Raw genomic sequence first — 13,857 nt, 5'->3', positions numbered from 1 at the left:
ACCGAAGGTATGGCCGACATCCGGCCCCCGATGTGAAGGGCCGGACGGGCCCTCCGGAAGATCCTTCCGGGCCCCGGTGTGACCGCCGCCACCCCGCGCGGGCGGTGACGCCGGGTACATCGTCGACCCAGCGCGAGGACGCGAGCACGCACCGTCCGATCCGCAGGGCGTCCGCGGTGGCCCCGGTCACAACCGTCCCCCGGAGCCCGCCCGGCGGCCGCCGTCTTCGGCCACCGCCCGGAAACATGTTCGACTGTGGTCGCGCTGTGCTCCAATGTGAGCCGACCGACCGCGTGGCCCCGCAGGGAGCGCCGTGGCAGTACAGAGGGGGAGACCGTGGCTGCTGAGGAGCCGGACGTGCCGGAGCCCGTGCGACCGGTTGAGGACGCACCCGAACGATCCGCCGCCATGGCGGCGTTCCTCCGCGGCCCGGCCCTGGAGCCGGGCGAGCGTGCGGGCTGGAGCCGACTGGCGCTCGCCTCGCTGGTGCCGGGGGTGGTCGGGTTCCTCTGGCCGCTGGGCGTGGTGCTGGCCGTGGCGGCGCTGCTCCGGATCCGGCGCACGAAGCAGGTCGGCGCCTGGGCCGCCTGGACCGGCCTGGCGCTCTGCTCGCTCTGGGCCGTCTTCGGGACCTCCATCCTGTGGGACGGTATGTCGAAGGACGGGCCGCGCACCGTCAGCGGCCACGACCTGCGGGCCGGGGACTGCTTCGGGGCGGGACCGGACACCGCGTCGTTGGGCGAGAGCGTGCTGCTCGTCCCGTGCGCGCAGCTGCACTACGGCGAGGTGTTCGGCGTCGCCGACCTGGGGGACGCGGTCTACGGGGACGTCGCCGACCGCAACCGAGCCGCGGACCGCGCCTGCCGGACCGCCGCCGAGGGGAAGCTGGCCTCCGGTGCGCCGGCCCCGCAAACGCTGGGCGTCGAGTACCTCCTGCCACTCGGCGACTCCGTCGTCGTCCGCTCGCACACCGAAGTGACCTGCGCCTTCGTCGGCAGCACCGTGGGCTGGACGGGCAGCATCCTGGCGAAGCCCGCCGGCACCTGAGCGGACGGGCGACCGCCCCCGTCCTCCCTCAGCTGCCTGCGCGAACTCGAACCCGCGGACCACCGACGTTCGTTGGTGCGGCGACATCACCTAATGGGCACCGACGGGGCCGGTGAGGCCTGGACATCACCCGGGCCTGGAGCTCTGCAATGTAGGCCGGCTCATCGGCTCCGTCTCGGCGTCGGACGGCGGGTGTCGGCGTGACACCCCGCAGGCTCATGGGTGTTGCAGTCCTCAGGCGAGGCCGGTGAGCGCTGCTACCCGTTGTCCGCACCCGCACTCTCCTGAACTGGCCCCGAACTGACTACCCGACCAGATCACCCACCCCTCGTCGAAGCGCCCCACCCACCCGCCAGCCCCCAGACCGAACCTCCCGTCGAACGCCGCAGTGCCGCCGAACTGCGCGCGGCTGCCCACAGTTGCATCAGCGGCTGCCTGCACCTGCTGCGCCTGAAAGCGCCCACAGCCGGCTACCCGACCACCGCACTCGCCCAGGCGGTGCAGGCAGGGCCGACTGACCCCGAAGTGCTGACCGAGACCGCATTGTGGGCCTTCCAGGAATGGCTCACCGACGCCGAGGCCGCCGACGCCGACGCCGCGCAGGAACTGGTGAAGGTCCAAGCCGCCAGAGAAGCGGAGAACGCGTACACCGCCTCCTCGGTGGAGGCGTTGGCCGACGAACTGCGCCACACCCAGGACGTCATCACCCAACGCGTCACCGGTGCCCTCGAGGGCATCTCCGCGGCACTGGACCAGCTCAACCGCGCCGCCGCCGGCTTCGGCGCGGACCTGGACTACCAGATCACCCCTCCCGGTGACAGCGACCACAGCTGGCGGTGCTCGGTGACCCCGCGCTGGCGGCGCAACCCGGGCGGCCCACTGCTGTCCTACGGCACCGTCACCAACACCGCGCAGGAGAAGCTCTTCTCCATCCACCTCGTCCTGGCAGCCCTGCTGGCCGCACCCAACGCCCCAGGCCGGGTCCTGATCCTGGACGAACTCGGCGACTCCCTCGGACAGGAACACCGCCGCGAGGTCCTGGCCGCCATCACCAAGGTCGCCACCACCCACGGCATCACCGTCCTGGGAACCTGCCAGGACAGCCTGATGCGGGAGGTGGCGCCGGTGTGCGGGCAGATCCTCTACTTCCACTACCCCTCGAAGTCGGACTACCTCAACCTGCCCACCCGCATGTTCGGCTTCGACAGCCAGGCCAGGCGCGTCGAGCTCACGGCAGCCCATCTGCAGAGCCGACTCGGCTGACCGCCGGCCGGACCGGCCTGCCGCCCGCACTGGTGGGACCGGCTCCGGCCGCGCGACGGGCGGCCCGGGCGCGGCCCACGGCAGCCCACCGTCCATCCGTCGCAGCCCGGGCCCGGCAACCCGCGAGGTGCCCGGCCCGGGCTGCGACGTTTTCCTCCGGTACTGGAGCCGCACCCGGCTCGGGTCGTCGCGGCACTGCCCCCGGCGTCGCGCGCCGGGGATGGCGGCTGTGCCAGGGCGGGCCCGGACGGGTTCCGGCGATGCCGCGAGCCGCAACCCGTCCGAGGATGTCCGCAGCGGGTGCGGGCCCCGTCCCGCGGGAACGATGGCGCCTGTCAGCCGACGCAGCGGTCGACACCGAGCACACTTGCTCCGAACGCGGCGAGGCCGCTCACGGCCGCCAGGCCCGCGGGCATCCCGCCCAGGAAGGACAGCAGGCCCACGATCGCGCCGGCCACTGCGGACGCCAGCAGCACCAAGGCCGTCCGCTGGCTCAGCAACGCATTCCCGCTCGCGCGTTCCTCATCAGATCCCGCCATGCAGATCCCCCCTCATAATTCTCACGATTGGTACAGAGAAGCCGCCGGGAGTCAGTTCCCGCCAGCAGGCCAGCGCAGCGTCTGCAGGAGCTCGCCCGAGCTGTCGATCACGAAGAATGACCATCCGTTACGGCTTGGTGACACTTTGGGGTTGTACGCCTGCAGGACGGCGGCGGCGGCACCGCTGGGCGTCTTGTAGCGGCCGGCCGCCGGACCGTCGGTGATCTCCAGGGCCCGAGACGCCGGGTGGTAGAGGCCGGGGACACGGTTCCCCTCATACAGGGCGTGCACCGCCACCGCCGCGTCCTCGCCCCCGGTCGCCACCGGCGGGGCGGGTGCCTGCGTCGGCAGGGGCCGCTCGAAGTGCTCCATCAGGCGCCGCACGGCCTCGCCCTCGCTCACCCCCCAGGCCAGGGCCAGCAGGCGCACCCGCGCGTAGGTGGCGTCGTCAAGCTCGATGCTCACAGCTTTGCTCATAGCCGAAGCATGCAGCAAAATGAGTAGAAAAGCCAGAGAATCGAGAAGCGGTGTGCGCCACATGGGCCCACGCCGGGGCGCACGGGAAACCAGGGCCTCCAGGCCGACCCGAGCGGCCCGGTCCTCTCGGGTCGGCGGCACAGAGCCCCGGTGGGTCCGGCGATCCTGGGCGCGACGCCTCGCCGGCGCCTCCCGCTGCACCTCGGGCGGATGGACGCTCTCCGTCCACGGCCGCCACGCCGGAGGCCGGCGCCGCCGGGCGGGATCACGCGGCGGCGGCCGCGCTGAACAGGGCGGCCGCTTCGGCCGTCATCCAGTAATCGGCTCCTTCGCCGACCGGGGTGGGTGCGAACTCGACGGGCAGGGGGCGTCCTGCCTTTCGGCAGTGGCGACCGGGCCAGGCCAGGACCCCGGCGACACCGTACTTCCCGTTCGGGAGGTGCAGCTGCTCCGCGAGCTCCTCCGCCGAGAAGCGGCGTCCGGGGGATGCAGCAAGGATCCCGAACAGGGCCTGGGCGCGGTCGCTCAGCTTCGCCCAGACGGTGCGGGCGAGTGGCAGGTCCTCGAGCCCGGCCGCCCAAAGGGTCGGCGTCCCGGCGGGTTCGTCCTGAGGGGTGGGGGGGGCGAGCCATCGGCCGACCATCTCGTAGAACTCCGGGACGCGCTCCTCGTCCACCAGTACGCGGACCTCGACCAAGGGGGACATGTGGTGCCTCTCGTTTCGTGCGGGCCCGCCCGGGCCTCGGTCTTCATTCTTGACCCATGGGTCACATAGGTCAAGATGGGTAGTGACCCATTCCTTTTGGGTGAATTGCCCATAGGTCGAGAGGTTAGGGATGGGTCTGCGAACGCCGGGGCGGCCCGCCGGATGGGCCCCGGCTCCGCCGACGGCAACCGTCGGGCGGTGGCTGGCGTGCCGCGTGGCAACGGTTCACCCAATGCGGACCGTCCGGTGCGCCCGGGGCGGCCGTGGGGCTCCTGACGGACTGTCGAACGGAACGCGGAGGCAGGCCGAGAGGAGGCCCGGTACCGGTGGTGGTCCTGCGATCCGGCGGCTCGCCCGCCCCGGGGTACCGTTCGCCGAGTCCGCCCGGAGCCTCGCCATCAGCCCAGGGGGAGGGGGAGCGTGCCGTCATGGGATCGTGCCGTGTGCCCGGTCCTTGGGATGCGCAGGGGCGGGCGAGGACCGCCAGCGCAGTCCCAGAGGGGTCGGTGCGGCGATGTGCTGGTGATCTCGGCGTAGCGGGCGTGTACCGGGCCCGCAGGGGGAGGGCCCGCTGCCGGCCTGCCTGGGTCAGGGGCTGCAGTAGACGACCAGATCTCCCGCGGTCGTGTCCGCCAGGTACTTGTGCGTGCCGGCGAGCAGGTGCAGCTGGCTGTCGGTCACACGGCAGGCCCGCAGGCCCGGCTGGGCGATGACCGTGTGGAACCAAGGACGCAGCCGGTGCGAGCGATCGCGCAATCGCGTGAAGAGCGCGAGGTCGCCCACCTCGAAGGACGACACCCCCGGACGGCGCCCCGCCCGCTGGCTCATGCGGCGCTCCAGGTGCGTGAAGAGCTCCTGGGGAGTGTGAGTGCCCGACCGCCACCGAGCTCCGCGCATCGCCTGTCCGCACACCACGTACAGGTCCTCCACCCGCGCCCCCGCCGTGGCCTTGGAGTACTTGCAGTGGACCAGAGTGATGTCCAGATGGGCGCCGTCGGCGTGAAGGCCCACCAGGTCGGCCGCCTCGCCCGGACCGTCGTCGTCGATCAGGACGTCGAAGGGCTGAAGCGCCCTCAGCCGGGCCGACACATGATGCTGTACCGAGTCCGCCCTGCGCCCTGGGCCCTGGGACTCGACGGTGAAGTCCACCCCCTCCCAGGCCCAGGGCCGCAGCAGTCCCGTGTCGAAGGGGCGCCGCTCGTACCCGGGGACCAGAAGCAGCCCTTGGTCGTCGATCAGCCGGTCGCCTTCCATGAGCAGATCCGGCTTGTGGAGGTTGATCCACTCCTCGAGGGGACAGGGGCCCCGGCTCCCGCTCACTTCGGCGTCCTTGCCCAGCGGTCGGTAGACCAGGCCACCACGGGAGGTGAAGAACGCCTCGTAGGGCACCCGCCAGACATCCGAGACGAGAGAGAATCGAAAAGGCCCGGCGGGAGAGTAGTCGTCCACCTCGAAGCCCACGTCAGGCAGCAGCCGACTGTGACCGTCATATACCAAAGACAACTGCCCCAGTAGGTTTCCGTACACCTCGTTGGGCCAGCACACGGACAACAAGACGAACGGCGGTCGCTCACTCACCTTCTGAGGGATGATCATTCCCTCGAGCACCTCGGCGGTGCCGATCCCCGCATCGGCGAGCTTCGCCCCCAGCTTGTCGCACCACTGCGTCCACTCCCGCAGCCCCACGGCGTTGCCGCCTGCCCATATCCGCCCCTTGGCGGCCGCGCCGATCCACACGTTGTCACCCTGATCGATCCCACGCGCGGCGATATGAGTCGGCCACTGGTGGCCCTGGCCCGTCAGGCCCACCGACACATCGCTGCCCATTCGCGAGGAGAACTTGGCGAAGGGGCTCCGAGCATCCTTCAAGCCAGCATTGACGGGCACCAGCCGCTCCAGACCGTGCAGCACCCGATAGACCGTGGGCCCGCAGACCAACTCCCCACCGTCTTCCAACACCGCCCGCGCCAGCCTCGCGTGCACCCCCTCGTGCTGCCCGCTGTGGACATACAGCAGCTTCCGAGACGGGTCGAAGTACAAGACGACCAGGTCGTACCCGATCTCCTCGACACCGCTCGAGGCACACCACCGGGGCACGCGGCGCTGCTCCACGACGAACCACACCACCCTCTGCTCCTCGCCGCCCTCGCAGATCCCCCCGGGCAGTACCCGCAGGGGGCCCTGGAACAGCTCGGTCGCCTTCTTCGGGAACCAGACGCGGCCGGCCGTGCGGTAGACGACAACGCTGCGCTGGGGCTTCAGACCCGTCGTCGAGAACTCCCCAGGGCCTGCGCTGAAGGTGGCGTCGAACGCGCTGTCCTCCTCGACGGTGGTGACCGCGTCCTCGCACAAGTCGGCCAGCAGGTGGTTCCAGTCCGCGTCCTGAGCCAGCAGCCGCTCCCGCGGGGACCGCCCGGGGCCCCGGTGCGCGGCCACGAACACACTGGCTTCGCCCACGTGAGGGCCGCAGCGCACGACCCTGCCGACAAGCTGCAGAATCGGGCTCAGGCTCCGGTGGACGGCGTGCAGGGCGGCGACCTTCAACGCCGGCTCGTCGAAGCCCTCGCCGAGCATGTCCACACACACGACAACGCGACACTCGCGCTTGCGCAGCGCGGACACGGCCGCCCGGTTCCGCACCGGCCCTGCTGCTCGGTGCACCACGGTCGGGACCAGGTCCGGGCAGATGCCCCGGTAGATCCTCACGAGTTCCTCGGCATGGCGGACATCACCGGCCCGCGCTAGCAACGCGTGGTCGAATCCCCTCGCGAGATCCTCGCGCAGCCGGGCCACGGCCAGCTTGGCCAACTGCTCGTCCGTGCTCTCGGTGGCGGGCAGCGAGCGGTAGTTGATACGGGTGAAGTACCCGTCCTGCTGCGCGGCGCGCAGCGAGTACCGGGAGATGATCCGCCCGGGAAGCCGGGTGCCGTCCCGGCGGAACGGGGTCGCGGTGAACAGTAGCACCGGCCGCCCGGCGAACTCGTCGATGACGCTCGCCCAGGTGAGCGCCGGCGCGTGATGGGCCTCGTCGACGATCAGGTGGGAGAACGAGCCCAGTAGAGCCGCCCGCGCCTCGGGGCCGCATGCCTGCAGCGCATTCGGCGTGGCAACGACCACGTTGCAGGCCATCGCGAAGCGCCGTGCCAGCTGCGGATCCTGGAAAGAGTGCTCGAGGCGCCCCACGCAGGGTCTCAGCGCACCGGCTTGCACCACCTGCTTCTCATACAGGATCCCCAGGGATTCGAACTTGGCGGCGACCTGGTCCCGCAGCGCCCTGCTGGGCACCAGGACCAGCAGCCGCACCGGGCAGGCACCCACCAGGAGCGCCAGCATCGTCTCCGTCTTGCCCGTCCCGGTCGGCATCACCACGATGCCCGGCAATTGCTGCCTCGATGCCCAGTGGCCCAGGGCGAGGAGCAACGCGGCGGCTTGCGGGGGCCGCAGGCCGTACGGCTCGTCGGGAACCGGGAAGCGCAGAGCCCCGCGATGGGAGCGGATGACCGCGGCCGGCCCAGACATGGAGCGCGCACCGGACCAGGTGGCCTCAGAACCAGAGCCGGGTCGTGGCAGTACGGCGCTCAGCGCATCGCCTGGGCCCGGCCTTTCTCCGACCGGCCGGCTGCCGAAGGGCTCCGAGACCCCCAGGGGTCCCCCCCGTTGGCCCGGTGGGTTTCAAAGCGCTTTCGGGGAGCAGCAGTTGGCTCACCCTGTTCGCGCCGAACAGAGCTTCCTCCGCCCATACGGGCGCGGTGTGCAGAGGGATGGTCGGGCCGGTGCCAAAGAACGGTTCCACGGGGTCGGATTCCAGCAGACCTCGCCGTGCGGGGGACGGGCACGCCGGAAGTGTCCAGTCGGCGACCGGGCATTGCCGTTCACGACCGAACCAGGGCCAAGGAGTGTCGCCGGGTGCGCGGCTCTGGCAGGACACCGGACATCCCTCGACGCTATCGGGGACAAGGCGTGTGCCTGCGACCGGTCGCAGGCACACACGGTCGCCGGAGGTCTCACCGCGCAACGCCCGGATCCACAAAGGGCACACAGGACGGCAGCCGTTCACTACTGTGGTGCTCATGGCGAACGAAGGCACGGGGGACCTTGTGACAGGCCGTTCGCCTGCGGATGGCGAGAGCGGCCGGGACCGGTTCGAGGTGGTTGCCATGCTCTCTGACGCTCTGGGGCGAAGCGTATGGGGTGTGATGGACCACGCGCTGGGCAGATGGGTCGAATCCGGGGGAGAGGTGGACATCTACTACCTGCAGGACGCGGCCCGGCAATGTGTACGCAGGATGAGATACCTCGCCGCCAGCCGCTACCTCCCACCGGCAGTGGATGAGCCCACCCCAACAGCGTGACCGGCACAGGAGCGCGGCGCGTCGATTGCTCTGCAGCCGGATGCGCCTGTTGAGGGCGGGGCGCGGTGGTGGCTACTCGTCCTGTTCCTGCAGTTGCCTGGCGAACGTGTGTCCGTCCTTGGCGAAGGTGTCCACAAGGGCCTGATAGTGGTGCCGGGTGGCCGGGCCGACATGAGGGCGCAGGGTGTCGAGCCACTCCGGGAGGAGGTAGCCCGGCGAGACGGGCAGGTCTTCGGCAGGTGCGGTGAGTTCTCGTACCCAGCGCAGGCCGGGGTCGAGCTGGAAGCCGAGCGGCTGGGACTTCAGGAGGCCGACCAGAGCGTCGACGCACCGCTGGACGCGGCGGGCCTCCGGGATCCATGCCTCGATGTGATCACGCAGGGGGTGCGCGGGGAGCCAGTTCGCGCGCGCCCCCTTGATGACGGCGTCCAGGTGCCGGTCGGAGCCGTGGGGCGTGGGTTCGGGCAGGAGCTCCCGCAGCAGATCCTCGCGGCCCTGGCGTGCCCGATAGCCGAGGCGGTCCGTGACCGGGGGCAGGGTGAGAGCGGTCTCCATGGCGTGCGGCCACAGCACCGCGAGCGGGCCGGCGAGTTCCGGCTCGTAGGTGGCCGCCATCTTCAGGGCATCCAGGAACAGCGCCAGTACGGCCGGCGAGCCGGCCAGCTGGTCGACGATCCCGGTCGCGATGGCGGGCTCGCGGCGGCCGGCGTGCAGCACGGCCGCGGCGAGCGGGGCGGTCATGTCGGCACGCAGGTTGTGGAACCGGCCGTCCTCGACGCAGACCGCCCGGGCGTAGGCGTTCAGCACGGTAGGCCGCAGCGCCCGCGCCGCAGGCGCGGCGCAGTGCCCGCCGGCGGCGGCGTCTACTACCGCCACCACGCTCGGGAACAGCAGGTCCAGCGGGATCCGGTGGGCCTCCATGGCCTCGAGGTCGGCTGCCAGGGTGCCGGCCTGGCCCAAGGCCGTGCGCGGCGGCGCGGCACCGACGCGATCTTCCTCATCGAACTCATCGAGTGCCTCGGGATACCAGCCGGGGACGTTCAACGGGTTGGCGGGAGTCAGCCGGATCCCGCCGAGGACCGCCTCCCATGCGAGGGCGTGATGGCACACCGGCCCGGGTGTGGCACACGGTTGGGCCCACACGACGGTCAGTCCGTCACAGGCGTAGCGCCGTACCTCGTGCACTGGATGGCACACCGCCGCACGCACCGCCTCCGCCGCAGCCCTCCGCAGCGCCGGGCCGACCCGCTGCGCGGCCCAGGGCAGCAGCAGCCGGGGCAGGACCAGCGCCGCCATTCGGCTTCCCTCCCAGGGGTAGGTGGCATCGGCCGCGCCGGCCGGCACGCGGTCCGTGATGACGCAGGCGAGCAGCCCGACCACCCACTCCAGATCGTCTGCCTCCAGTTCGCGGCCCGTCTCGGCGGCCATCACCGCCCCGGCGGCCACCGCGTACACGCCGTCCATGGCGTGGACACCGACCTCATCGGAGCGGGGATCCGCATCGAGGTCCTGGGTGGCATCCCGGGCAACGCGCAGGTCGGCGGCCAGCTGGTCCAAATCCGTCGGCACCGCGGCTGCGGCACGCCGCCACAGGTCCGTCATCGCCTGATACGCCGTGGTCATCCCGAGCAGACGGCTCTGGAAGCTGCTCGCGGCCCGCATCCGTTCGATCCGCTCAGCGATGTCGGGGGAGGGCAGGACCTCGACCACCGCCTCCCGCCCCTCCTGGCGGATGCTGTAGCGGTCGAAGTCCAGATGGTCGGCCCAGTTGCCCGCCGCCGCGGGATCCACGACATCCTGCTCCCCGCCTGCTTCTCGCAGGCGCCGCGACACCCCCCGCAACCGCTCCAGCGCCGCCTGGTCGTCCTGGCGCGCGGCCTCGATGACCAAGTGCATCGCCACACGGCCTGGCTGCGCCCGCAGGTAGAGGTCACCGGGCAGGTCAGCGGGGGAGCCGGAGCCGAACATGCCCCGGTACATGGCGCGCTGGTTCTCGAACGACCACACCAGCGGCTGGGCGAGGAAGTCGTCCAACTCGTCGGTGACGCGGTCCAGATGGCGCACGAGGAAGCCGTAGGCCAGGCCCGCGCCGGCGGCCGTGCCGACATGCCGCAGCGGGAACTGCGCCACGTGCCGCAGTTCCATCCCGCCCTCGAGCATGTGATGCATCATCAGGTCCAGGGCCATCAGGGAACTCGTGCACGGCTGGGGGCCGTTGAGGGTCCCCTGGTACCAGCCCCACGCTCCCGCGCCGCCGGCGTACGCGCGTTCACCTGTGTCCAGCAGGTCAGCCTCCAGCACCGGCCCGCCGGGGGAGCTGGCGCCGTCGGGCTCGCCCGGGATCCACTCGGAGGTTCCGTCCCAGTACTCGGTGACCGGCCCGTACACGCAGTCGTGGGCCAGCGCGGACACCAGGGCCAGCCCGTGTGGGGCCGAGGCACGCAGCAGGGCCATGAACGGCCCCCGGTGCCAGGCGGCCTGACTGCGTGTGCGCAGTCCCTCGTACTCGTGCCGTCCCCGGAACGCCTCCTGGCGGCGGCGATCCTTCCCCGCGTGGTGCGGGTCCGTGCAGTAGTACGCCGCCGCCAGGCGCAGCAGCAGGTCCGGGTCGCGGGCCGCGAGGGCACGTGCGGGATCGAAGCGGTCCACCACCGGGGCCAGTTCGCGCCGGTCGGCCGAGGCCACCGCCCGCAGCGCCCGCGCCACGTGTTCGTCCAGGTCGGCGCCGAGCAGCCCCAGAGCCTCCAGCCGCAGCGCACCCTTCTCCCGGCCGCCCTCGCCGCCCAGCAGGCGCTCGCGTACCAGGGCCCGCACGGAGCGGTAGGACGACACGTCGGATCCCGCCGTCTCCAGCCGCGCGACGCCCCGCAGCCAGCCGAGCACCACCTCCTCGCCCCGGGACGGCTCGTCATCGGTGCCGGGGGCGAACAGCGCAGTGTTCGCGGCCAGCCACGCCACGACCGGCGCTGCGATCACCACATCGCACGCCCCCTCGCCGGCGAACCGCAACTGCACACACGACAGCAGACCGTCCAGCAACGGCGGGTCGCCGGCCAGCGAAGCGGACAGCGCCTCCAGCGCCTGCTCGCACCAGCCCGCCGCCAGCACCGCCTCCCACGGCACCTCCGCCCACCGCGGGCCGTGGACCCCGGCCAGCGCCGCGAACCTGGCCGACACCTCCTCCCAACACGCAAGGAACGCACCGGCCGCGCTGCCGCGCTGCCGCAGCCTCACCTGGCACACGATCCGCGCCGCCCGCACCGCCCACCGATGCCCCGACGCCTCCAGCAGCGGCAGGCCGTCCTCCAACAGCAGCCGCCGGACCACGGCGTAGTCCCGCAGCACGTCATGCGCGAACTGCTGCTCCTCGCTTCCCAGCGCCGACCCCTCGCCCACCGGCGCCAGGATCCCAGCAGAACGCAGAGACGCCAGGGTCCGGCCGGTGGGAAGACGGACCCGGCGTGCCGTCAGCCGCCCTTCCGCCAACGACACCAGCGCGTCGGCCCGGTCGTCCCCCGACCCCTCGTCACCGGCACCGGGGCGCCCGCCCCGCAGGACCAAGGCCTGCCACACCACGGAGTAGACGTCGGCCTCGCTGGACAGCACCTCGGGCAGACGGGCACCGCTGCGTGTGGCGCGCAGCAGCAGGTCGACGGTGGTCAGCCGACCCAGCAGCCAGCGCGACCTCGCGTCGCGGGCGATCCGGGCGAGCTCGGGGGCGGCGGCCAGTACCTGGACGCTCTCGCCCTCGTCCAGCGAGCGGAGAGTGAACTCCCGAACCGGGCGCCCCACCACCTCCAGAGCCTGCCGCAGGGTCTCCACCGCATCGTCACGGCTGACCAGGATGAGAGCCGCGCCCAGGCCCCAGGCCGCTTCGGCGGCCTCGGCCACCAGGTCCTCCAGGCCCTCCTGCGCTGCCTCCGCGCCGTCCAGAAACACGGCACAGCCTGGCGGCCTCTGCTCCCCGCCACCGGCGTGCCCGTCCGCGCTGACCCCTGCGGCCAGCGCCCTCCCCAGCAGGTCCTCCAGCCCGTCCCGGTGGCCGGCCAGGGCGGGCAAGGGCGCGGCGAGCACGGTGAACCGGCGCCGCCTCAGCTCCTCGGCCACGCCCAGTGCCAGGGCCGACTTCCCGGTGCCCGGCTCCCCGCGCACCAAGATGACCGCCTGCGCTCCCGCACCTGTAACAAGGCCCGAAAGGTCGCGCACGGCCGCGCCGCGATCGATCCGCAGGTCCTCACCGCTGCCGGTGCGGATGAAACCGGGCGTGAGCCTGCGCAACCTGTGCTCCCACTGGGCGAACAGCACCGGGCCATCCACAGTGGCACCGTAGTGGATGACGTCGCCGTACTGGGAGGCATGGACGCTCCCATGAGCGGAGGCGGTGTTGACCTGCACCGCATCCTGCTGTGATTCCTGACGGGGGAGTGCCCCGCCCGCCTCCTCGGGCGGCCAGGCCATCCTCACGTCCCCAGCGGCAGCCGACGGTCCTGACGGATTGTCAGAGACCCTCTCTGGACCGCGTTGACCGTGCCCTGGGTGTGCGCGGTGTTCACCTGGACCGGTCCGCCGGAAGTGCCCGGCCCGCCCGGCCGGGGCCCCTCGCCATCACCGCGGCTACCCGCCGGATCGGCCGGCCCCAGCTGAAGGGCAGCGATGACGGCAGCTGCCGCGGCGGCCGCGTGGGCGGCGGCCAGGGGCTGCGACCCGGCGGCATCCGCCGCCGCCTTCGCGCCGTCCGCGTAATCGCTCAGCCCCCGGATCACCAGCGCCTCCAAACCGCCCAGACCAGCGGCCTCGGCAAGGCCGGCTCCCTCCATCTCGATCGCCGCCGCGTCGTCGAAGGTCTCCGCCAGCAGCCTGCGCACCTCGCCCTGTGTCGTGTTGAGGACGGCCTCGCCGGCCGCGATCGGCTTGAAGTGCACCGCCGGCCCCGCCCCCTCCCACCGGCTGCGCGCATCGGCGGGAATCCGCGCGTGCCACTCCTCGCCGCGCAGGGCGTGCCGGGCCGCCTGCAGGATCGGGTGGGAGGCGGGCCAGGACTGCGGGCGGGGAAGCGTGCCCGCCGGGGTGTGCTTGGCACTCTCGTAGGCATGGATCCGGCTCGCCACCACCACGTCCCCCAGCGCCACGTCCCTCTTCAGGGCCCCCGCGACGCCGACGAACAGCACGGCCCACGGGTCCAGGTACTGCCTGGCCCGCTCGGTCACCACGGCGGTGGGCCGGTTGCCCGGCCCGACCTCGGCCAGGGCGACCGCCCTCCCCGTCGACCCGAGCACCCCCGTCTCGAAGATGGTCCCGCCATGGACGACACGCTCCAGGCCCGACAGATGGGCCCGAACCGCCTCGTACTCCAGCCCCAGCGCGGTCAGCACCACCACAGGCCGAGAATCACTACCACTCACCAGACCCCCAAAGAAAGACGACACCCCTGTGGGAAACGGACCTTCCCTCGTTCGAATGCACCGGCCTTATG

The 13,857-nt window shown here is 72.0% G+C and carries 8 protein-coding genes; 2 read left to right on the top strand and 6 right to left on the bottom strand.

From position 1 onward, the window contains the following. Positions 1-408 precede the first annotated feature (408 nt). Both ACZ6ZR_RS36705 and ACZ6ZR_RS36700 read left to right on the top strand, forming a co-directional pair. A complete protein-coding gene (locus ACZ6ZR_RS36705) occupies positions 409-1,047 on the top strand; it encodes a DUF4190 domain-containing protein (protein WP_465650076.1) in 639 nt (212 codons plus the stop codon). A 525-nt stretch (positions 1,048-1,572) separates the two neighbouring features. Further along, entirely contained in the window at positions 1,573-2,310 is a 738-nt protein-coding gene (locus tag ACZ6ZR_RS36700) for a hypothetical protein (RefSeq protein ID WP_465650074.1), read from the top strand. Positions 2,311-2,645: 335 nt separating this feature from the next. Here the strand turns inward: ACZ6ZR_RS36700 and ACZ6ZR_RS36695 are convergent, their stop codons facing one another. The 6 genes from ACZ6ZR_RS36695 to ACZ6ZR_RS36670 all read right to left on the bottom strand — a co-directional run bounded on the left by ACZ6ZR_RS36695 (position 2,646) and on the right by ACZ6ZR_RS36670 (position 13,762). Beyond that, on the bottom strand, positions 2,646-2,849 hold the full coding sequence (locus tag ACZ6ZR_RS36695; RefSeq protein ID WP_465650072.1) for a hypothetical protein: 204 nt from the start codon (positions 2,847-2,849) through the stop codon (positions 2,646-2,648). 51 nt (positions 2,850-2,900) lie between these two features. After that, a complete protein-coding gene (locus tag ACZ6ZR_RS36690; RefSeq protein WP_465650070.1) occupies positions 2,901-3,314 on the bottom strand; it encodes a hypothetical protein in 414 nt (137 codons plus the stop codon). Between the two features lie 277 nt (positions 3,315-3,591). Then, positions 3,592-4,032, bottom strand: a complete 441-nt coding sequence (locus ACZ6ZR_RS36685) for a DUF6416 domain-containing protein (protein WP_465650068.1) — start codon at positions 4,030-4,032, stop codon at positions 3,592-3,594. 588 nt (positions 4,033-4,620) lie between these two features. Then, positions 4,621-7,452 (bottom strand): DEAD/DEAH box helicase, encoded by a 2,832-nt coding sequence (locus tag ACZ6ZR_RS36680; RefSeq protein WP_465650066.1) that lies wholly within the window; start codon positions 7,450-7,452, stop codon positions 4,621-4,623. Positions 7,453-8,456: 1,004 nt separating this feature from the next. Then, complete coding sequence (locus tag ACZ6ZR_RS36675) at positions 8,457-12,842, bottom strand: hypothetical protein (protein ID WP_465650064.1); 4,386 nt, start codon at positions 12,840-12,842, stop codon at positions 8,457-8,459. Between the two features lie 2 nt (positions 12,843-12,844). Beyond that, positions 12,845-13,762: a 5'-methylthioadenosine/S-adenosylhomocysteine nucleosidase family protein gene (locus ACZ6ZR_RS36670; RefSeq protein WP_465650062.1), complete on the bottom strand. Its 918-nt coding sequence runs from the start codon at positions 13,760-13,762 to the stop codon at positions 12,845-12,847. Positions 13,763-13,857 lie beyond the last annotated feature (95 nt).

It is taken from the genome of Kitasatospora sp. NPDC088742 (genome assembly GCF_055584905.1).
Note: the sequence above shows the minus strand (reverse complement) of the source record. Positions and strands in the feature narration are given on the sequence as shown.